This is a genomic window from Parasulfitobacter algicola (assembly GCF_013315265.1).
In the GTDB taxonomy this organism is placed as follows: domain Bacteria; phylum Pseudomonadota; class Alphaproteobacteria; order Rhodobacterales; family Rhodobacteraceae; genus Parasulfitobacter; species Parasulfitobacter algicola.
On record NZ_JABUFE010000016.1, the window covers coordinates 21,030 to 41,199 of the forward strand.

At 49.3% G+C, this 20,170-nt stretch carries 20 protein-coding genes; 19 read left to right on the forward strand and 1 reads right to left on the reverse strand.

From position 1 onward, the window contains the following. Positions 1–7: 7 nt before the first annotated feature. The 18 genes from HRQ87_RS18050 to trpB all read left to right on the forward strand — a co-directional run bounded on the left by HRQ87_RS18050 (position 8) and on the right by trpB (position 18,993). Complete coding sequence (locus HRQ87_RS18050; protein WP_174139842.1) at positions 8–2,065, forward strand: dynamin family protein; 2,058 nt, start codon at positions 8–10, stop codon at positions 2,063–2,065. A 42-nt stretch (positions 2,066–2,107) separates the two neighbouring features. Beyond that, positions 2,108–4,000: a dynamin family protein gene (locus HRQ87_RS18055; protein WP_174139843.1), complete on the forward strand. Its 1,893-nt coding sequence runs from the start codon at positions 2,108–2,110 to the stop codon at positions 3,998–4,000. A gap of 155 nt (positions 4,001–4,155) precedes the next feature. After that, positions 4,156–4,479 (forward strand): hypothetical protein, encoded by a 324-nt coding sequence (locus HRQ87_RS18060; protein ID WP_174139844.1) that lies wholly within the window; start codon positions 4,156–4,158, stop codon positions 4,477–4,479. A 32-nt stretch (positions 4,480–4,511) separates the two neighbouring features. Further along, positions 4,512–5,402: a hypothetical protein gene (locus HRQ87_RS18065; protein WP_174139845.1), complete on the forward strand. Its 891-nt coding sequence runs from the start codon at positions 4,512–4,514 to the stop codon at positions 5,400–5,402. Between the two features lie 109 nt (positions 5,403–5,511). Next, complete coding sequence (locus HRQ87_RS18070; RefSeq protein ID WP_174139846.1) at positions 5,512–6,354, forward strand: flagellar motor protein MotB; 843 nt, start codon at positions 5,512–5,514, stop codon at positions 6,352–6,354. A gap of 91 nt (positions 6,355–6,445) precedes the next feature. Next, positions 6,446–7,759 (forward strand): flagellar hook protein FlgE, encoded by a 1,314-nt coding sequence (locus HRQ87_RS18075; RefSeq protein ID WP_174139847.1) that lies wholly within the window; start codon positions 6,446–6,448, stop codon positions 7,757–7,759. Between the two features lie 35 nt (positions 7,760–7,794). Next, positions 7,795–9,243, forward strand: a complete 1,449-nt coding sequence (gene flgK, locus HRQ87_RS18080) for a flagellar hook-associated protein FlgK (RefSeq protein WP_174139848.1) — start codon at positions 7,795–7,797, stop codon at positions 9,241–9,243. 3 nt (positions 9,244–9,246) lie between these two features. Further along, entirely contained in the window at positions 9,247–10,257 is a 1,011-nt protein-coding gene (locus HRQ87_RS18085) for a flagellin (protein ID WP_174139849.1), read from the forward strand. Next, entirely contained in the window at positions 10,254–11,357 is a 1,104-nt protein-coding gene (locus tag HRQ87_RS18090) for a flagellar basal body P-ring protein FlgI (protein ID WP_174139850.1), read from the forward strand. The genes HRQ87_RS18085 and HRQ87_RS18090 overlap by 4 nt, the downstream gene beginning before the upstream one ends. Before the next feature lie 99 nt (positions 11,358–11,456). Then, the gene (gene aroA / locus HRQ87_RS18095; RefSeq protein ID WP_174139851.1) at positions 11,457–12,809 is read left to right on the forward strand and encodes a 3-phosphoshikimate 1-carboxyvinyltransferase; all 1,353 of its coding nucleotides are present in this window, start codon (positions 11,457–11,459) and stop codon (positions 12,807–12,809) included. Next, entirely contained in the window at positions 12,806–13,210 is a 405-nt protein-coding gene (locus tag HRQ87_RS18100; RefSeq protein WP_174139852.1) for a GFA family protein, read from the forward strand. The genes aroA and HRQ87_RS18100 overlap by 4 nt, the downstream gene beginning before the upstream one ends. Positions 13,211–13,311: 101 nt before the next feature. Further along, positions 13,312–13,929 carry a (d)CMP kinase gene (gene cmk / locus HRQ87_RS18105; protein ID WP_174139853.1) on the forward strand — a complete coding sequence of 206 codons (618 nt, stop codon included), beginning with the start codon at positions 13,312–13,314 and terminating at the stop codon, positions 13,927–13,929. 41 nt (positions 13,930–13,970) lie between these two features. Then, a complete protein-coding gene (rpsA, locus tag HRQ87_RS18110; protein ID WP_281356692.1) occupies positions 13,971–15,719 on the forward strand; it encodes a 30S ribosomal protein S1 in 1,749 nt (582 codons plus the stop codon). Positions 15,720–16,008: 289 nt separating this feature from the next. After that, entirely contained in the window at positions 16,009–16,290 is a 282-nt protein-coding gene (gene ihfB / locus HRQ87_RS18115) for an integration host factor subunit beta (protein ID WP_174139854.1), read from the forward strand. Between the two features lie 6 nt (positions 16,291–16,296). Then, a complete protein-coding gene (locus HRQ87_RS18120; protein WP_174139855.1) occupies positions 16,297–16,647 on the forward strand; it encodes a lipopolysaccharide assembly protein LapA domain-containing protein in 351 nt (116 codons plus the stop codon). A gap of 18 nt (positions 16,648–16,665) precedes the next feature. Next, positions 16,666–17,310: a phosphoribosylanthranilate isomerase gene (locus tag HRQ87_RS18125; protein WP_174139856.1), complete on the forward strand. Its 645-nt coding sequence runs from the start codon at positions 16,666–16,668 to the stop codon at positions 17,308–17,310. Further along, positions 17,310–17,771 carry a GNAT family N-acetyltransferase gene (locus HRQ87_RS18130; protein ID WP_174139861.1) on the forward strand — a complete coding sequence of 154 codons (462 nt, stop codon included), beginning with the start codon at positions 17,310–17,312 and terminating at the stop codon, positions 17,769–17,771. The genes HRQ87_RS18125 and HRQ87_RS18130 overlap by 1 nt, the downstream gene beginning before the upstream one ends. A 1-nt stretch (position 17,772) precedes the next feature. Continuing rightward, positions 17,773–18,993: a tryptophan synthase subunit beta gene (gene trpB, locus HRQ87_RS18135; protein ID WP_174139857.1), complete on the forward strand. Its 1,221-nt coding sequence runs from the start codon at positions 17,773–17,775 to the stop codon at positions 18,991–18,993. 16 nt (positions 18,994–19,009) lie between these two features. Here trpB and HRQ87_RS18140 read toward each other — a convergent pair whose 3' ends face one another. Continuing rightward, positions 19,010–19,738 (reverse strand): hypothetical protein, encoded by a 729-nt coding sequence (locus tag HRQ87_RS18140; RefSeq protein WP_174139858.1) that lies wholly within the window; start codon positions 19,736–19,738, stop codon positions 19,010–19,012. Between the two features lie 136 nt (positions 19,739–19,874). Here HRQ87_RS18140 and HRQ87_RS18145 point away from each other — a divergent pair. Next, a partial coding sequence (locus HRQ87_RS18145; RefSeq protein ID WP_217430497.1) for a hypothetical protein occupies positions 19,875–20,170 on the forward strand: 296 nt, incomplete at its 3' end.

The window sequence follows — 20,170 nt, forward strand, 5'->3', positions numbered from 1 at the left end:
AAAAAGTATGACAGTTACGTCACAAACAAACGGTGCACAGGGTGAGTGCATTCCAGCAAACAGACGGCTTCTTCCACTGGGGTTGAATAGCCTGAAACCGCTGAATTACGCATTCGACGAAACAGCGAAAGCTGTGCAGCAACTGGCAGATGTATGCGACAAGCGCACCGCTGCACGTGCTATGGCACTGAAAAAAAAGCTGGATGAATTCGAACCAAGTGTCACGCTGGTTGGCCAGGTCAAAGCGGGTAAAACTGCACTGACGAATGTACTTGTCGGATCCCCGGGGCTTTTGCCATCGGATGTGAACCCATGGACATCCGTTGTGACCACGCTTCATATCAATCCAAAGCATCAATCCGCCAAAACCAAAGCATTGTTCGATTTTTTCGCCAAGGATGAGTGGGATAAACTGGTCGTCACGGGTGGTCGATTGGGTGAACTGGCCGAACGCGCCGGCGCAGATGACGAAATGCGTCAAATTCAGGAACAGATTGCAGAAATGCAAGCCAAGACAAAAAAGCGTCTGGGTGATGATTTTGAAGAGCTTTTGGGCCAACAGCACAGATACGACTATTACGACTCTGAGTTAGTCGAAAGATATGTCTGTCTGGGCGAAGAAGAATCTGATGACGTTCAGGAACCCGGCTCACGAGGACATTATGCAGACGTCACAAAATCAGCTGAGCTGTTTGTAGATCTGCCAGAATTCCCCGGCACCTTGTGTTTGCGCGATACCCCCGGCGTAAACGATACATTTATGGTGCGCGAACAGATCACGATCCGCAGTGTACGCGATTCTGAGATTTGTGTGGTTGTTCTGTCAGCCCACCAGGCTTTGACAACGATGGATATGGCATTGATCCGCCTGATTTCGAACCTCGAAAAACGTCAGGTTATCCTGTTCGTGAACCGGATTGACGAACTTCCAAACCCTGCCCTTCAGGTGCCTGAGATTGAACACAGCATTCGTGCGACACTGAAATCCCACAATGCACCAGATGATTGTTCGATTATTTTCGGCAGCGCAAAATGGGCCGAAGCAGCGCTGACAAATTCAATTTCATCACTGCCCGATGAAAGCCGTGATGCGCTGATCGAATGGGCACAAGCTGCAGAAGACTTTGCAGCAGATGATGTTGAGGCACACACTTGGTATCTTTCAGGTGTTCCTGCGCTGATGGACTCGGTCTACGAACGTGTTCGTGAAGGCAGCGGCCAACGGACGCTTGAGAAAGTGCGCAAGCGTGCGCTTAACCTTGCAAACCAGGCGCGCGCTGCGACATCGACCACACAAATGCGGTTTAGTTTGTCCGGCCCAGTGAATGTTGACAAAAGACAATTGAAAGCATCTTTGCAAGCATTGACGGACTCGTATGAGACACGTGTTCAGAAAGTACTTGATGAGTTGCACGATGGCCTGATGGCACGGCTGGAAAAAGCCGAAGCAAATTTTGTCAAGCGTGCAACCGACGCGTTGATCAGCCATTTGCAAAAGAACGGTGAACATGGGTCATGGCAATATAAACCTGATGGGCTTCGATTGCTTTTGCGTGCGGGCTATTTGAACTTTTCAAACTCAGCCAGCAAAAATGCGTCGGCCGTTTATGCATCGGCCGCATCGGACATTGAAAAGATATATGTGGAAAGCTTTGGCGTTGAATTGGAAGGGTTTCATATTGAACCCCCCGTGCCCCCACGCGTTCCACCACCTGTTGTACTGGGCAAAACGATCGCACTTGATTTGCAAAGCACATGGTGGCGCAAATGGTGGCAAAAGCGCAAAGGTTTTGAAGCGTTTGCTGCAGATTATGCACGTCTGATCCAGTCAGAGTCGGGCGCAATCATTCAGGAACTCAAGGAAACGCAGGTAAATGAGGTTCTGGAGAAAATCCGCAGTACTTTACGTGAGTTCATTGCCGAACAAAATGAAACTTTGATCAAACTTGCGGAAAATCCTGAAAACGCGGATCAAATACAGCAAGGTGCTGAAGGCGCAAACCTTGAAGATACACAAGGAGCCCTTGGCGATGTTCTAATACGATTGGAGCGTGTCGCAGCTTAGGATTTTGTGTTTTAAGGTTTGGTGTTTAAGGGGGAACGAGTGATGACAGGAAGCAATTCGACTATACGCACGGTCAGCGCGGCCCAAATGGAACGTTTGGCACGGTGGGCTGAAAAGAAGCCTGCGATCGCTCTTATGGGGGAATTCAGCGCTGGCAAATCCACACTGTTGAACCTGTTGATCGGCAAATCTGTCTTACCGACACAGATCACCGCGACCCAATTGCCGCCAATCTGGATGCGTTATGGCGAAGGTGAGCCGTACCGCATGGACATTTATGGCAACAGACGTTCTGTTGATCTAAACGATATCAGCACGATCCCTGTCAAAAAAACCCGTTTCATCCGCGTCTATAGCAAGGCTGAATTTCTAAAGCGCTGCGATCTGATTGACACGCCTGGCATCTCGGACCCGAATATTCCCGCAGAAGTTTGGATGCATGCTGTTGGGTATGCGAACGCGATTTTGTGGTGCACTCATGCGACGCAAGCCTGGCGCGAAAGCGAACGCAGTGCTTGGGTTTCACTTCCGGACCGGTTGAAAGACAAAAGTCTACTTTTGGTGACCCGCTCTGATAAACTTGCGACGGATATTGATCGCCAGAAAGTGGATGCCCGGCTTGAACGCGAAGCAGCCCCATTGTTTCGCAGCAGGCATTTCATGTCTTTGCTGGAAGCCATTCATGCCCGCGATACCGGTGATACTGGCGACGCTTGGAGACAGAGTGGCGGCAAAGAATTCATGGCCGCCCTTGATGGCGTAATCACGGATATCACCGCTGAACGTGGAAATATGCTGTTTCGGTACAAATCCAACGGATCAAATGTTCAGAACTTCCCAGGTGTTGTTCAACCTAATCGTCCAGTTCGAGACAGTGGATCAAGAGTACCGTCGTTTGCACCTGTCCGCCCCGCTCGTCCAATTGGAAAAAGTCCCGAAGAACGTCGCGAAAGACTGCCCGCCGCCGAGGCAGATAACATTCGAGAACAACTTGGTATTGAAGAGAAAATTGAACAGCCACAACAGCCCGATATTGCGACTGTGCCGACCATTACACCCGTTCAAAACGATATTCCCGAAGATGTACCCGCGCCGAAAAGTAGCCTGAATGCTCTTCGTGATGCATTTTCTGCGCCTCAACCAGAGCCTGAGATTGTTCCGGAGCAAGCAGATGATATTCGTGAAGAATTAGGCGATGATGTTGCATCATCTGATATTCAGTCTGAAAACAACATCCCTTCTATCACACCAAGAAATACTTTTTCTTTCTTGCAGCCGGATTCTGAACCAGAAGATCAAATAGGAGCGACCGAGACGACTGATGAAGAGGTGATCGAGGAGACCTCTGCGCCAGAACCTGAAATTCAACCAGAACCCGTCGCGCCTGTCTCATCTTTTCAGTATATGGATGCGCCAGCTGCAGATGAGATGAAAGAGGAACCGATTGCAGAAGTTGCGGCCTTTAATCATCCTGTCACAGATGATGCGGATGATTTCCGGCCCGATGAAAGCTTGGCTGACGAACTTATTTCAAATGCAGAGGAACTTAGCGTTGCTGATAGCAGCAGTGTTATAGAAGAGTTTGCTTCGCCTGATATTTCAACACCCACCTCCGTTGAAGACACTGAAGCTGTCGAAGAATACATTGAGGAAGAGGTTGCTGAGCATCCACTAGCCGTTGAACCTGACGTTCTTGAAGAAACAGAAAAATATGAAGTCGCAGAGGAAGATGAGCAAATACCTTCTGAGGTTTGGGCCGAAATTGTCGCGCGGGGTAACATAGAAACTGTACCCCAGGTATTAGCCGCCATTCAGGAACTGCTTGACCGGGTTGACCCAGAAATACCTGATACAGGTAGCAACACGACACCCGAAGGTGACGAAGCATCAAAAGATGGCGCGCCGTTGCCCGGAGGTTGGAGTCGTCTGGCTTAGCTTAAAAAAGACGAAAATCTTGTTTTATATTACACAGCATGACATAGCGGTTCTCATCACTTTTTGATTTGATGGGGACCCTTTAGAATATGTCTCTCGAACAAGCGCTTCAAACTTCTATGGCACATATCCCGGATTGCCTTGCAGCTGGGTACATGGACTTAGAAATGGGTATTCTGCTGGCTGAAAGCATGTATCCCGAAATGGCACAAGATGTTTTCGATATGCTAGCCTCGGCGACGGTCGATATGCTTCTTGGGCAAGAATTTACATCAATTGAAACGGCTTTTGCAGATAGTAACGACACCTCGTATTTTCAGGAATTTATATTACTTGGCACTGATTATCTAAGTGTGTTCATGCGCACGGCGCAGTATCCAAACCATGTTGTTTTCTATGTTTGCGACAAACAGGCCAACGCTGGTATGGTTTTAACCAAGTCGCGTATGAATATTGACAGCGTTGCCGCTGCAGTCTGACGTTAATCCTATTACATATTGGATGCTAACATATGTCTCTAAGCCGCTCGATTACACAAATATTGGATCAGGTTCGAAAGACGGCCACACTACGTGAGGACGAAGGGCGCGTTTTACCAGCTTTTGATCCAGATGAACGACTAAAAGCAATTACGACTGAAATCGGGGAAACCCTTTTACCAAGGGCGCTTTGCTTTCAGATCGGAGAAAATTCGCAGCTTTTTATAGATGCGGGCAGTCGCAGATTGTTAAAAGTTATAGACCTGAATCCACAAGTTTTCCTGCGTGAAGGCGATACACTGTTTTCAGGACGTGATGATAGCCATCACGATGAACAATTGGAATCGCTGGCGCATATGTTATCGCTTTTTGCCCACCAGGACGGCGAATTAAAGGTGTTTTCAACGCCCCCTCAGGATCTTTATGGCGCGGACGAGGTTGGATATACATCAGATGAAATCGAAAAAATTTGCGCCAAACTGGATATTTCATCCGAAGATATAGAACGGGCATTATCGCAGGCGGCTGCATCTGTGACAGAACGACCTGATACTGAACCAAAGAAAGAACAGCCTGCATCTGGTAACGCTCCGGAGGATATCAGAAGCTTTTTCAAGACAGTTTGCCAATTCGGGCATAGCTGTCTGCTTATATCACCTCAAAAACAACTTGTTGATCAAAAACAAGATCCCCAGAATATTCAACTTGATGCGCTGACACAGGAAATAGGATTCATGCTGGAAAAGTGGCTGACAGATACGTCAAGTGTCATGTCAGGCCAGCGTTTGATTGTCATGCGCTCGCAAGCGGCAGATGGTGCATCGGTTGCATTTTTCATGAACGCAGGTTTCAGCGTTGTTGCCCATTTCAACAATAAAGATCTGGGTCGTGCCCTGGCTGCATGGAACAGCGTTACGGACTAGGTAGAATTCAGTAGTTTCGCCCATCTCAAAATATGAACAATTTGAATTGGTAACTCCGCCTTCACACACCTGACGTTAAGAAGAACGCCGGGTGAACATGAGGTGTGAGATGTCTGAACGTTCCAACAGACCGATTATAATCAAGCGTAAAAAGGTTATCGCGGGTGGCGGTCATCACGGCGGCGCGTGGAAGGTTGCATATGCTGATTTTGTGACTGCCATGATGGCGTTTTTCATGTTGATGTGGCTTTTGAATGCCACCACCGAAAGTCAGCGCAAGGGATTGGCCGATTACTTTTCACCCACCATCCCGATCACACGTACATCCGGCGGCGGCAGTGGTGCTTTTGGTGGAGAAAATGCTTTTTCTGATGAAATGTCTGCCCGTAATGTAAACCAAGCAAACGCCAGTCAGCTTGTTGAAGGGCTACAGGTGCTGACAAACACAGGTATCGACAGCGCTGACACAAGCGAAGAACAAGAGAATCAGAGGCTGGAAGCTCTGCAAGAAGCTCTTTTAGGTAGCGGCGGCGAAAGTTTTATTCCAGATGAGCTGATGCGCCATGTCACAACCCGACTGACGGATGAAGGACTTGTTGTAGAACTTTTCGCGACAGAGGATGAGCCTTTGTTTTTAGGCCGTGATAACCAACCTTCAGATCTGATGATCGCACTTATCGAAATGATTTCTGATGTCTTTTCTGTTGTCGAAAACAATATCGCCATCGAAGGGCATAGTCGCACAAAACCTATTGTTTTGTTGGAAAATCCAATTTGGGAAACCACTATGGATCGCGCAGGGCGTGTACGTCAGATTATGGAAAGCTCAGGCTTTGATGCGGTGCGGTTGAAACGACTGATTGGAAATGCTGATCGCGAACCGATTACGGAAGATAGGATGTCTGTCCGAAATGACCGGATAGAGATTATCCTTTTGCGCCAAGGCAAATAACAATCCTGCAAATTTTATCTGTTAGCATCATGTTAAGCACCAGTGCGCTAGGTGTTGGGCAATATATGTCGATGCAGCAGAAAGGCGCAAAATGACGATTTCTTCCTCGCTTAACGCAGGTGTTTCAGGATTGGCAGCCAATGCCAGCCGTTTGGCAACAATTTCTGATAATATCGCCAACTCTTCAACATTCGGCTATAAACGGGCCATAACTGACTTTCATTCGATGGTTATTTCAGAAGGATCCGGCACTTATTCCGCCGGTGGTGTCCGTGTCACAACAAGCCGTCTGATTGATGAACGTGGGCCGTTGGTATCGACGAACAACCCGACCGATCTTTCTGTGCGTGGGCGCGGCATGTTGCCTGTTACGACAACGGCGGATGTCAACGTCAACAATGGCGAACAGGAAATGATGCTGACGACCACAGGATCCTTTCGCACAGATCAGGATGGTGTCTTAAGAACCGAATCTGGCCTTGTTTTGATGGGCTGGCCCGCAAATGCTGATGGAACAATTCCCAGTTATCCCCGCGATACGGATGATGGCTTGGAACCTATTCAGATTAACGTCAATCAATTTGGCGGTGAGCCAACAACGCGCATGTCTTTAGGTGTGAACCTTCCTGCAACAGATACTGAATTCGGTTCTGACGGAGATTCTCAGCAATTGTCGATTGAATATTTCGATAACCTTGGAACGTCGCAAAGTCTTTCCGTTGCGTTCACTCCGACTGTTCCAGCAGCTGCGGGTGCATCGAATGAATGGACAATGGTCGTGCGTGATTCGGCTAGTGGCAATTCTATCGTCGGTGAATATACACTTACATTTAACGACAACCGCACAGATGGAGGTACTATTGCCTCTGTCACATCAAATCCGGCAGCAGGGGGTGGCACATATGATCCTGCAACTGGTGCATTTCAGGTCAATGTTCTTGGCGGACCGATTGACATATCAATCGGAACACCTGGCGATAGTAGCGGAATTACTCAACTTTCTGATAATTTTGCGCCAGTTTCGATTCTGAAAGACGGATCACCTGTTGGTAACATGACATCGGTTGAAGTCGACGAAAACGGATATGTGCGAGCGTTCTTTGATACCGGAATTTCGCGTACAATTTATCAAATTCCTCTGGTCGACATGCCAAACCCGAATGGCTTGGTGCCACTGGATGATCAAACCTATTCGGTGTCACCAGAAAGTGGGTCGTATTTCCTTTGGGATGCAGGTGATGGCCCTACAGGCGATATTCTTAGCTTTTCACGCGAAGAATCGACAACTGACGTAGCTGGTGAGTTGACAAACCTGATCCAGACACAGCGTGCATATTCATCCAACGCGAAGGTTATTCAGACCGTTGACGAGATGCTTCAGGAAACTACCAACATCAAACGCTAAGTCTGATCTGATGTCTAAATAACGGAGTCAAACCCATGTCGATTACCAGCGCACTTTCTAATGCTGTCTCAGGGCTGAATGCAACGTCGCGCGCGGCAGAAATCGTCTCGTCGAATGTCGCCAATGCGATGACCGAAGGATATGGTAAACGCGAAATATCGTTATCATCCAGAACGACGGGCAACATGGGCGGCGTTCAAGTCAACGCTGAACAGCGCATGGTAGACAAGGGTTTGATATCCGACCGCAGGCTTTCACAAGCAGAATTGGGATATTCTGCCACGCAGGCCGATTTTTTAAATGGCTTAGAAAAAACTATCGGCGTACCCGGCGAACCCGGATCGCTGACAGATACCTATGCAAGGTTTGAAGCGTCATTGCTGGCCGCATCAAGTCAACCAGACAGCAATGCGCGGCTTTCAAATGTTTTTGAGGCCGCCGATGATGTTGTAAACAGTCTAAATGGCCTGAACGACGCTGTGCAATTGGCGCGTGTTGAAGCCGACGCTGCAATATCAAAAGATGTCGACCGCCTGAATACGACCCTTCAGCAAGTTGCGGATCTAAATTCTCAGATTCAAAGACATACGATTTCTGGTCTACCAACCTCGGCACTGCTGGACGAACGCCAAAAGGCTGTGGACAGCATTGCTGAAATCGTTCCGATCAAGGAATTACCGCGCGATAACAATCAGGTTGCCCTTATTACGACCGGTGGTGCGCAGCTTGTCGATGGCGTTGCTGCACAAATTGAGTTTAGCCCAACGCCAACAATTGTTGCGGGCATGACAGTCGAAGCTGGCTCGGTGGGGCGCTTGGTTTTGAATGGTCGAGAAATTGACGGCCTATCAGGTTCACTTCGCGGCGGCAGTCTGGCTGCAAATTTTTCGATCCGCGATGACTTGGCCGTAACGGCACAAAATCAAGTTGATGCACTTGCTCAGGATCTGATCGAGCGGTTTCAGGATCCTAATGTTGATCCAACAATTGGCGCCGCGGGTCTTGGTTTGTTTACGGATAGATCCGTATCCTTTGATCCAATGAATACCGACGGCATAGCAGAACGCATTACTGTGAATGCTGCTGTAGATCCATCACAAGGCGGCGACATTACACGGCTAAGGGATGGTGTGGGCGCAACGACTGCAGGACCCAGTGGCGATGGAACGCAATTGATTTCGTATCACGACGCCTTGATTGCATCACGATCATCTTCTTCATCAGCACTGACGACTTCCTCAAGATCAGCAAGTGGATTTGTCAGTGAAATGCTGTCGTCAATCTCGACCCAAAGACAATACACAGAGGCCGACCAAAGTTTCGCCGCAAGCCGCACCAACAGTCTGCGTGATCTGGAAATCGCAAGCGGTGTAAATACGGACGAAGAAATGCAGAAATTGCTTTTGATTGAACAGAATTATGCAGCAAATGCACGTGTTATTCAAACCATCGACGAACTTATGCAACAATTGATAAGGCTTTAAAAAATGAGTTTCACAGCAGTAAGTGACTTGTCACAAAGTCTTCAGAATCGTCGATATAATTCGCAGATTAAGTCAGATCTGAACCGCTTGGCCCAGGAATTAACCAGTGGTAAACAAACTGACATTGCAAAAGCTGTTGGCGGAGATTTTCGCCCCTTGGCCGGTATCGAAACATCGCTGACAAGTCTGGACGCTTACAAGCTGATCACAACCGAGGCCCAACAATATACTGCAACGATGCAGCAAAGCCTTGAGGTTGTTCAAACTCTATCAGAAGATATGTCATCAACTTTGCTGACCTCTACTGATTTCACAACACAATCGTCAGTTCGTGCCGCAGCCCGCGAGGCAGAAGGTAAATTTGAAAGCGTTGTGTCAGCGATCAACATATCCTCAAGCGCGGGCGCGATATTTGCAGGTGCTGAAACGGCAGGCACTGCATTGGCGGATGCAGATACGATTTTATCAGATATACGCACAGCAATTGCTGGCGAAACAACAATCGCGGGTATTAAAACGGCAATCGATGATTGGTTCGATACCACCGGTGGTGGGTTTGAAACAAATGCCTATCTTGGATCAGCGACTGCACGGTCAGACTTCAAAGTGAACAAGGCCGAAACTGTAGGGATAGATGTCAAAGCAGATGCTTCCGAAATTCGGTCTGTTCTAAAAGGCTTGGCTTTGGCGGCCTTGGCCGATGACGGAATTCCCTTGGATCAACCTGACAACAACAGCGACTTACTGGATCTATCCAGATCAGAGTTGTTATCGGCAACCTCGGGTCTGGTTGGATTACGGGCCGAAATCGGTTCAGCGGAAGAAAGAATTGAAACAGCGGCTGTCAGAAACCAGGCTGAAACCGCATCCCTGCAATTGGCGCGTAACAATTTGATTGCGGCAGACCCTTACGACACAGCAACTGAAATTCAAAATCTGCAAACTCAACTTGAAACTTTATATGCTGTAACAGCGCGTCTATCGCAACTGTCACTGGTGGATTACCTAAGATGATCCGTATTCTTGGGGTAATATTCGCAGTTTTTATCTGTACCAATATGGCATTTGCGGGTCCAATTCGGATTAAAGATCTTGTCGAATTTGACGGCGTTCGTGGCAATGATCTGGTGGGCTATGGATTGGTTGTTGGTCTGAACGGAACCGGTGACGGTATTCGTAATGCCCCATTTACCGAAGAAATTATGGCTAATATTTTGGAACGCCTGGGCGTCAACGTGACTGGTGAACAGTTTCGGCCCAAGAACGTGGCCGCTGTATTCGTGACAGCCGAACTACCGCCTTTTTCACGCGCGGGTTCGCAGATTGACATCACCGTTTCTGCTATCGGGGATGCTAAAAGTCTTTTGGGCGGCACCTTGATCATGACGCCTTTGAATGCCGCTGATGGTCAGATTTACGCAGTGGCACAAGGTACAATCATCGCGGGCGGCGTATCGGCCGAAGGTGATGGTGCTAGCGTGGTGCAAGGCGTGCCAACAGCTGGTGTTATCCCATCCGGTGCGCGGGTCGAACGCGAAGTGGATTTTGACTTTGCAAGCCTGACAGAAATCAGAATGGCCCTTCGTACCCCCGACTTTACAACGGCCGGGCGTATTGAACAGGCTGTGAATGCTGCATTTGGGCGACCAGTGGCCAGAATGCTGGATGCCGGCACTGTCCAACTTGATATAAACGCAACACGCTTACCATCGGCGGCACACGCGTTGGGTCAGGTCGAAAATATTCTGGTTGAACCGGAACGAAAAGCAAAGGTTGTCGTTGATCAACGTTCTGGCACAATCGTCATGGGCGAAGATGTCCGGATTTCACGCGTTGCCGTTTCACAGGGCAATCTGACACTTCGTATTCAAGAAGAACCCATTGTTGTGCAGCCAAACCCATTTGCAGAAGGACAAACAGTGGTTGTTCCGCGAACAACTGCAGAAATCGAAGAAGAACCAGGGATTGGGTTGGCGGAAATTTCGGGTGGCACATCGCTCTCAGAAGTGATCGCAGGTCTGAATGCCTTAGGTGTCGCACCCCGCGATATGATCGATATTCTGAAAAGCATAAAAGCCGCTGGTGCACTGCATGCAGAATTCATCGTAAGATAGATTGCAATAAAACTCCCGATCAAAGGGTCCAACTTTAAACAGATTTACCCTTTGATCATCGTCGGCTAAGAAGCGCTGAAATCAATAAGCGAGGCCGACATGTCCGGACACGGTAACCCCATTCCAATGACCGCCAGCAAGTCAGGGGGCCTTAAGGGTACAGCACATATACCTGGGGACAAATCAATCTCGCACAGGTCGCTTATCCTTGGTGCGTTGGCTGTGGGTGAAACACGGATTACCGGGCTTCTTGAAGGTGAAGATGTGTTGGACACCGCCAGAGCAATGCGTGCCTTTGGTGCAGACATTACAGATCACGGTGATGGAAAGTGGTCCGTTCATGGTGTGGGTGTCGGCGGATTTGCAGAACCTGAAGCTGTTATTGATTGTGGAAATTCCGGTACAGGTGTCCGGCTGATCATGGGGGCGATGGCAACATCACCGATCACAACGACATTCACAGGTGATGCAAGTTTGCGGTCCCGGCCCATGGGGCGCATTACGGATCCAGTTTCCTTATTTGGCGCGCGATCTTATGGCCGCACGGGTGGTCGATTGCCCATGACGATCGTCGGCGCTGATAATCCAATCCCGGTCCATTATCGGGTACCCATGCCCTCGGCCCAGGTCAAATCGGCAGTTTTACTGGCCGGGCTGAACGCACCGGGCCAAACCGTAGTGATCGAGCAAGAGGCGACACGCGATCACACAGAAAGAATGCTGACCGGTTTTGGTGCGGAATTAAACGTTGAAAATACAAAAGACGGACGCGTCATCACGTTGACCGGGCAACCAGAATTACGGCCACAAACGATAACAGTACCCCGCGATCCAAGCTCAGCCGCTTTTCCTGTTTGCGCGGCACTTATCGTAGAAGGTTCAGATATATTGGTGCCCAATATCGGCCTTAACCCCACACGCGCCGGATTGTTTACCACTTTGCGCGATATGGGCGCAGATTTAACATATGAAAACGAACGTGAAGAAGGCGGCGAACCAACAGCCGATCTGCGCGTAAAATTTTCGCCCAATATGAAGGGCATCGAAGTGCCGCCAGGCCGAGCAGCCAGCATGATTGATGAATATCCGATCCTGTCGGTCGTGGCATCTTTTGCGGAAGGCACCACCACAATGAAGGGCGTCAAAGAACTGCGCGTCAAGGAAAGTGATCGAATTGATGCCATGGCCCGCGGGCTTGAAGCCTGTGGTGTCAAGATTGAAGAAGACGAAGATATGATGATCGTGCATGGCATGGGTGTGGGTGGTGTTCCCGGTGGTGTAACCTGCGAAAGCCGTATGGATCATCGCATCGCTATGAGTTTTATGTGTCTCGGAATGGCTACGCAAAAGCCTGTCAGCATAGATGATGGCGGACCGATTGCAACGTCATTTCCAATCTTTGAACCCCTTATGACAGAACTGGGCGCGCAAATTATCAGGACGACCCCATGACAAATGGCAGCTGTCTGTGTGGAAAAATTACGTATAAAGTCAGCGGTTCTTTGCGGCCAGTCGTCGCGTGCCACTGCCAACAGTGTCGCAAAACCAGCGGACACCATGTCGCGGCAACGTCTGCTTTGCGCGAAGATATTAAAATTCAGGGAAATGTAAGCTGGTATGCATCATCATCCGATGCACGACGCGGGTTTTGTGGAACCTGTGGATCGCAATTATTTTGGGATGGACCAGGATCGCATCTTTCAATTTTTGCAGGCACACTTGACACACCGACACATCTGAAATTGGCGGGCCATATCTTTTGTACGGATAAAGGGGATTATTACGATCTGACCGATAATCTGCCATGTGCAGATGCTGATGATCCCAAATTGACTACACAGGTTAAAGATTAAAGCATATATTATCCATGCGGCTGTTTTTTGCATAAGAAAATATATGCTAGGTTTGGGCGTTGATATCGATCCGACTAATTTCAGAATTTCCAGAGGATTCCGTGAGCTTTATCGTAGCAATTGATGGCCCTGCGGCCGCCGGCAAAGGCACCATCAGCAAAGTTGTGGCGCGGCATTTTGGCTTTGTGCATTTAGACACAGGGTTGCTGTACCGGGCGGTGGGGCTGAAAATGTTGGATGGGACAGATGCAATATCAGCCGCCAAGGCCCTGGGCGCAACAGATCTGGACGCAGATGGTTTGCGCACACCCGAAGTTGCGCAGGCCGCATCTAAAGTGGCGGTCATCCCTGATGTCCGTACAGCATTGGTCGATTTTCAACGCAGTTTCGCGCAACATAGCAATGGTGCCGTATTGGACGGGCGCGACATCGGCACAGTGATTTGCCCCGATGCAGACATCAAATTGTTCATAACAGCCAGTCCTGAAGTACGTGCAAGTCGTCGTTTTGCTGAACTAACGGCAAGTGGACATGACACAACCCCTGATCAGGTTTTGGCAGACGTCAAAGCCCGTGACGCCCGCGACAGTCAGCGTGACGTGGCACCTTTGAAGCCTGCTGCAGATGCGGTCTTGATAGATACGTCAGATATGTCTATAGAAGCAGCCGTCGAAGCGGCGATAACAGCCGTACAGCACAAACGAGAGCAGGGTCGGTAAATACCGGCCCTATTGTTGTTTTGGTGAAACCGTTTCGACCAATGGAAATCCCAAGACCGGCGGAGACAACCGCACGGCCCGAAAAATGTAAACGTAAGGAAACTGAAAGCTACATGGCGAACACATCAATGGAGGAATTCGAAGCCCTCCTGCAAGAAAGCTTCGAGATTGACACGCCCGACGAAGGGTCTGTTGTCAAAGGCAAGGTTATCGCAATTGAAGCGGGACAAGCCATCATTGACGTCGGCTATAAAATGGAAGGCCGCGTTGATCTAAAAGAATTCGCAAACCCTGGGGAAGCTCCTGAAATCGCTGTTGGCGATGAAGTTGAAGTGTTTCTGCGTCAGGTCGAAAACTCCAAAGGTGAAGCGGTCATCAGCCGTGAAATGGCCCGCCGCGAAGAAGCCTGGGATCGTCTGGAAAAAGCCTATGCCGACGAAGAACGCGTCGAAGGTGCGATCTTTGGTCGTGTCAAAGGCGGCTTTACGGTTGATCTGGGCGGCGCTGTTGCGTTTCTGCCAGGCAGCCAGGTTGATGTGCGTCCCGTACGCGACGCCGGCCCGTTGATGAACATGAAGCAACCTTTCCAGATCCTGAAAATGGACCGCCGTCGTGGCAACATCGTTGTATCACGCCGCGCAATTCTGGAAGAAAGCCGTGCCGAACAGCGCGCTGAAGTTATCGGCAAACTCGCCGAAGGCGATTCGGTTGACGGTGTCGTCAAGAACATCACTGAATACGGTGCGTTCGTTGATCTGGGCGGTGTTGACGGTCTGTTGCATGTGACTGACATGGCATGGCGCCGTGTGAACCACCCCTCTGAAATCCTGACGATCGGTGAAACGATCAATGTTCAGGTCATCAAGATCAACAAGGAAACCCACCGCATCAGTCTTGGGATGAAGCAGCTGCAAGAAGATCCATGGGATCTGGTTGCAGCGAAGTATCCACTGGAATCAGTGCATATGGGTCGTGTGACCAACATCACCGATTACGGCGCGTTTGTTGAACTTGAGCCCGGCGTTGAAGGTCTGGTTCACGTATCAGAAATGTCTTGGACCAAGAAAAACGTTCACCCTGGTAAAATCGTATCGACCAGCCAGGAAGTCGAAGTCATGGTTCTGGAAATTGATGGCACCAAGCGTCGCGTTTCCCTTGGTCTGAAACAGACCATGCGCAACCCATGGGAAGTCTTTGCAGAAACGCACCCTGTTGGTACCGAAGTTGAAGGCGAAGTTAAGAACATCACCGAATTCGGTCTGTTCATTGGCCTTGATGGCGATATCGACGGCATGGTTCATCTGTCAGATCTTACATGGGAAGGCCGCGGCGAAGATGTGATCGGCGATTATCGCAAAGGTGACACGGTTCAGGCTGCTGTGACCGAAGTGGATGTTGAAAAAGAACGCATCTCACTTTCTGTCAAAGCGCTTGGTAAAGACCCGTTTGCCGATGCCGTTGGTGGCGTGAAGCGCGGATCGATTATCACGGTTGAAGTGACCGCGATCGAAGATGGTGGTGTTGAGGTCGAATACGAAGGTATGAAGTCCTTTATCCGTCGTTCTGATCTGTCACGTGATCGTGCTGAACAACGCCCAGAGCGGTTCCAGGTCGGCGATAAAGTTGACGTGCGCGTCACCAACATCGACCAGAAAACACGCAAATTGGGTCTGTCAATCAAGGCACGTGAAATTGCTGAAGAAAAAGAAGCCGTTCAGCAGTACGGATCTTCGGATTCTGGTGCGTCCTTGGGCGATATCCTGGGTGCGGCTTTGAAAACCGACGACTAAGACAGACTGAAATAAAATTCTGAAAACGGCCTCGTATTTGATATGAGGCCGTTTTTTGTTTCCGAATCAAATGCTTCTGCCGCAGCGCGGCGATCATTTACCAAGCAGAAAAAACACGCCAATTTCCGCTCAAATGTGACTTTGTCACCAAAATTGTCGTTTATTGATCGAAAAAACTTTGCGGAAGTGGTGCCCCCATGGTTTCTTGAACGAAAGTTTTTGCCTATAGTCATAAGATGATATTAGCCCGGGTCGCGGGCACATTTGTACCGCCGGGGGGATAGTAACTATGATTAGATCTGAACTGATCCAAAAGATCGCTGATGAAAATCCACATCTTTATCAAAGGGATGTGGAAAAAATCGTAAACACTATTTTCGATGAAATAATTGACGCTATGTCTCATGGTGATCGCGTTGAACTGCGCGGCTTTGGTGCATTTTCGGTCAAAAAGCGGGATGCGCGGACAGGCCGAAACCCACGCACAGGCGCGTCTGTTGATGTAGAAGAAAAGCACGTTCCGTTTTTTAAGACGGGTAAACTGTTGCGGGACCGCCTGAACGGAGAATAGCTGCTAATGCGCTATATTCGATACCTGATTATTGCTTCGATTGCGATATGCCTGATCGTTGTTGCATTGGCCAATCGTAACGCCGTGACATTGCGATTGCTGCCCGAAGATTTGGCCGCACTCACAGGCTATACTTTTTCGATCAGCTTGCCGCTTTTTGTAGTGATATTTGCAGGAATCGCAGTTGGCATACTGCTTGGTTTTGTCTGGGAATGGATGCGTGAACACAAACACCGTTCCGAGGCCAGCCAAAAGGGTCGCGAAGTAAGCAAGCTGAAACGTGAAGTCAAACGGCTAAAGGGCGAAAAGCACGAAGGCAAAGACGAAGTTCTGGCCCTGCTTGAGGATCACAGCTAGGCAGGATATGCCTGCCTTATGTCTGATACCAAAGTTAAAATCTGCGGCCTGACGCGCACAAGTGACATTGCGGCTGTTGTAGACGCCGGTGCGACCTATGCGGGTTTTGTGTTTTTCCCCAAATCCCCACGCAATATTTCAATGGCAAAAGCAAAAGAATTGGCACTGAATGTGCCCACTGGCATCGCGAAGGTGGCGCTTGTCGTTGATCCGACTAATACCGTCTTGGACCAAATACTATCAGATATTGCCATCGATATATTGCAGTTACATGGCCATGAAAGCCCGCAACGGGTTGCTGATATCCGTGAAAAATATGGGCTTCCCGTTATGAAAGCTATTGGTGTAGCGAATGAAAGCGATCTGCCGCAGTTGCAAGATTATGCGCAAGTCGCCGACCAACTTCTTGTGGATGCCAAGCCTTCGGAACAGTCCGATCTGCCTGGTGGAAACGGATTGGCGTTTGACTGGCGTCTGATTGCGGATCGGCGCTGGCCCGTACCCTGGATGCTAGCAGGGGGGCTGACAGCGGGCAATGTGGCCGAAGCCATTCGGTTGACCGGCGCACAACAAGTTGACGTATCATCGGGCGTTGAAAGTGCACCAGGTGTGAAAGACGCCCAGTTGATACAGCACTTTGTCACAGCGGCAAAAGCCAAATGATCGTCACATTCCGCCCAGCCATTCGCGATGACGTGCCAACCATCGTGGCGATGTTGCAAGATGATAGTCTGGGTAAAGACCGAGAAATTGATGATTTAGCCATCTACTTCGCGGCGTTTGATCAAATGCAAACAGAACAAGCCAATATGATCATTGTTGGCGAAGAAAATGGGACGATCATCGCGACATATCAGCTGGTTTTTATATCTGGGCTGTCCTTACGGGCCAGTAAGCGGGCTCAAATCGAAAGTGTTCGCGTCGCCAGTCATTTGCGCGGCCAAGGCATTGGGGGTCAACTGATGGCCGATGCCGAAACCCGTGCACGCGATGCCGGGTGCAGCCTGTTTCAGTTAACCACCAACAAAACCCGCGACAAAGCACGCGCGTTCTATGATCGACTTGGGTTTACCCCTTCGCATATTGGGTTTAAACGCAATCTGTCTGACTTAAAGGAACGCTGACATGGCCAATGATCTTTTCAACAGTTTCATGAATGCCCCTGATGAAAAGGGCCGTTTTGGAAAGTTCGGTGGGCGATTTGTCAGTGAAACTTTGATGCCGCTGATCCTTAGCCTTGAGGCCGAGTATGAAAAAGCCAAAACAGATGACAGTTTTTGGGCCGAAATGGATGATCTGTGGAAGCATTATGTTGGTCGCCCAAGCCCGCTTTATTTCGCTGAGCGCCTGACCGATCACTGCGGCGGTGCCAAGATTTATATGAAGCGGGACGAATTGAACCATACCGGCGCGCATAAGATCAACAACGTTCTGGGTCAGATTCTTTTGGCCCGTCGCATGGGTAAAACACGCATTATCGCAGAAACCGGTGCAGGGCAGCATGGGGTTGCGACCGCAACTGTTTGCGCGCGTTTTGGGTTGAAATGCATCGTCTATATGGGTGCCCATGATGTGGAACGTCAGGCCCCCAACGTATTTCGGATGAAGCTTTTGGGCGCAGACGTCATTCCCGTCACCAGCGGTCGCGGCACCCTGAAAGACGCCATGAATGATGCGTTGCGCGATTGGGTAACCAACGTCCGCGATACTTTTTATTGCATCGGCACGGTGGCCGGGCCCCACCCTTATCCGGCGATGGTTCGTGATTTCCAATCCATCATTGGCAAAGAGGCCAAAGAACAGCTGATGGAACAAGAAGGCCGTTTGCCCGATACTCTGATCGCAGCCATCGGTGGTGGGTCGAACGCGATGGGCCTGTTTTACCCTTTTCTGAACGACAAAGACGTCAATATCATCGGGGTTGAAGCTGGTGGTAAGGGCGTCAATGAAAAGATGGAACATTGCGCCAGCCTGACCGGTGGTCGTCCAGGTGTTCTGCATGGGAACCGTACCTATCTGCTGCAAGACGATGATGGGCAAATTTTGGAAGGGTTCAGCATTTCCGCCGGTCTGGATTATCCCGGTATTGGCCCGGAACATTCTTGGCTGCACGACATCGGGCGGGCGCAATATGTGGCGATCACCGATAAAGAGGCCTTAGCCGCGTTCCAGCTGTGCTGCCAAACCGAAGGTATCATTCCTGCGCTCGAACCCAGCCACGCACTGGCGCATGTAACTAAAATCGCGCCTGATCTGCCCAAAGACCACATTATCATCATGAATATGTGTGGACGTGGTGACAAAGATATCTTCACCGTCGCCAAGGCGCTTGGGGTCGATATCTAAGGTAATAGCGTTGGCGCTATCTTAAATCCTGCAAATTGGATCGTGACTGATTGTGCCATGGCATCCAACCAGCTGGTAATCCGCCAGGATAGCCCATGCGGCTGTGCAATTGGTTTACGTATTTTTCTGAATACACTGCAGACCCGAAGCGCGGGTATTTGACGACACTTACCGCAAAAACAAATGAAACACTTGCAGCCCCGAACAGCATTACAATTCCAGACAAAAACCCGCGCAAGCGCAGAAGATAGCTGCCGATGAATAACAGAACGGTCCATACGATCAGAGCGATCAATCCTAAAAAAGGTGGCCCTTTCCAAGGCTGCGCTTCTGTGACGAACGTAATCGTCTTGTTGCCAATGCCTGATCCTTGCGGTGAAGATAAAAACGCGCCGGGGGCAATATGGTAAACTGCGATCAAACAGATGATGCTGGCTGCACCGCCCCAAAGAAAGGCCGATAGGATACGTAAAAAACTTTGCTTAACGGGTGGTTTTTCAGCCGGAATTTCTGTTTCACCAGACGTACCAATCACAGCGTCATAGTATGCATCTTTTGGCGCAAATTGATAATGGATCGTTGTTAGACCCACACCAATTGCACAGGCAATGATATTGGTGAAAGGAAAGATCAGTTCAGGGACACGAATTCCCATCACTGCATATATATCGATGCCTTCGAGACGAAACAGAATTAAATCTGCAAGCCCCCATAAAAAGAAGAATGCACCAAGTATTCTAAGCATATGCCCTCTAATTAATTTGCTTCATTTTCAAATACTTAAAAATTTCTCCAACTTTTTTTGGAATAAATGTCAAAGCATCCCGTTTGCATAAGTGAACCGTACAAAACGCGGTTTTGCAAATTAAAAGGATATCGAGATGAAAACTTTTGCTGCACTGACAACAGCCGCACTCTTAATGACGACCACTGCATATGGAAACGTTCTGCCACAAGGGCTGAACGGTATAGAAGGTGAAAATGCCAGCATGCTTCAGCCTGCAGGTTTCATGCGTGATCTGCGCGATGATCTGAAAGAGGCGTTTAGCAATAACCGTGATGAAGACGATGATGATGAAGTGGGCGATGATGACGACGATGACGATGACGATGACGATGACGATGACGATGACGATGACGATGACGATGACGATGACGATGACGATGACGATGACGA

Bases quoted from the DNA above. Each gene is read 5' to 3' on its own strand.
- trpB (WP_174139857.1), top strand. From the start codon at position 17,773: ATGGCCAATGATCTTTTCAACAGTTTCATGAATGCCCCTGATGAAAAG.
- HRQ87_RS18125 (WP_174139856.1), top strand. From the start codon at position 16,666: ATGTCTGATACCAAAGTTAAAATCTGCGGCCTGACGCGCACAAGTGAC.
- HRQ87_RS18100 (WP_174139852.1), top strand. From the start codon at position 12,806: ATGACAAATGGCAGCTGTCTGTGTGGAAAAATTACGTATAAAGTCAGC.
- HRQ87_RS18055 (WP_174139843.1), top strand. From the start codon at position 2,108: ATGACAGGAAGCAATTCGACTATACGCACGGTCAGCGCGGCCCAAATG.
- HRQ87_RS18065 (WP_174139845.1), top strand. From the start codon at position 4,512: ATGTCTCTAAGCCGCTCGATTACACAAATATTGGATCAGGTTCGAAAG.
- HRQ87_RS18085 (WP_174139849.1), top strand. From the start codon at position 9,247: ATGAGTTTCACAGCAGTAAGTGACTTGTCACAAAGTCTTCAGAATCGT.
- rpsA (WP_281356692.1), top strand. From the start codon at position 13,971: ATGGAAATCCCAAGACCGGCGGAGACAACCGCACGGCCCGAAAAATGT.
- aroA (WP_174139851.1), top strand. From the start codon at position 11,457: ATGTCCGGACACGGTAACCCCATTCCAATGACCGCCAGCAAGTCAGGG.
- HRQ87_RS18140 (WP_174139858.1), bottom strand. From the start codon at position 19,738: ATGCTTAGAATACTTGGTGCATTCTTCTTTTTATGGGGGCTTGCAGAT.
- flgK (WP_174139848.1), top strand. From the start codon at position 7,795: ATGTCGATTACCAGCGCACTTTCTAATGCTGTCTCAGGGCTGAATGCA.
- HRQ87_RS18090 (WP_174139850.1), top strand. From the start codon at position 10,254: ATGATCCGTATTCTTGGGGTAATATTCGCAGTTTTTATCTGTACCAAT.
- HRQ87_RS18075 (WP_174139847.1), top strand. From the start codon at position 6,446: ATGACGATTTCTTCCTCGCTTAACGCAGGTGTTTCAGGATTGGCAGCC.
- HRQ87_RS18120 (WP_174139855.1), top strand. From the start codon at position 16,297: ATGCGCTATATTCGATACCTGATTATTGCTTCGATTGCGATATGCCTG.
- HRQ87_RS18060 (WP_174139844.1), top strand. From the start codon at position 4,156: ATGGACTTAGAAATGGGTATTCTGCTGGCTGAAAGCATGTATCCCGAA.
- ihfB (WP_174139854.1), top strand. From the start codon at position 16,009: ATGATTAGATCTGAACTGATCCAAAAGATCGCTGATGAAAATCCACAT.
- HRQ87_RS18050 (WP_174139842.1), top strand. From the start codon at position 8: ATGACAGTTACGTCACAAACAAACGGTGCACAGGGTGAGTGCATTCCA.
- HRQ87_RS18070 (WP_174139846.1), top strand. From the start codon at position 5,512: ATGTCTGAACGTTCCAACAGACCGATTATAATCAAGCGTAAAAAGGTT.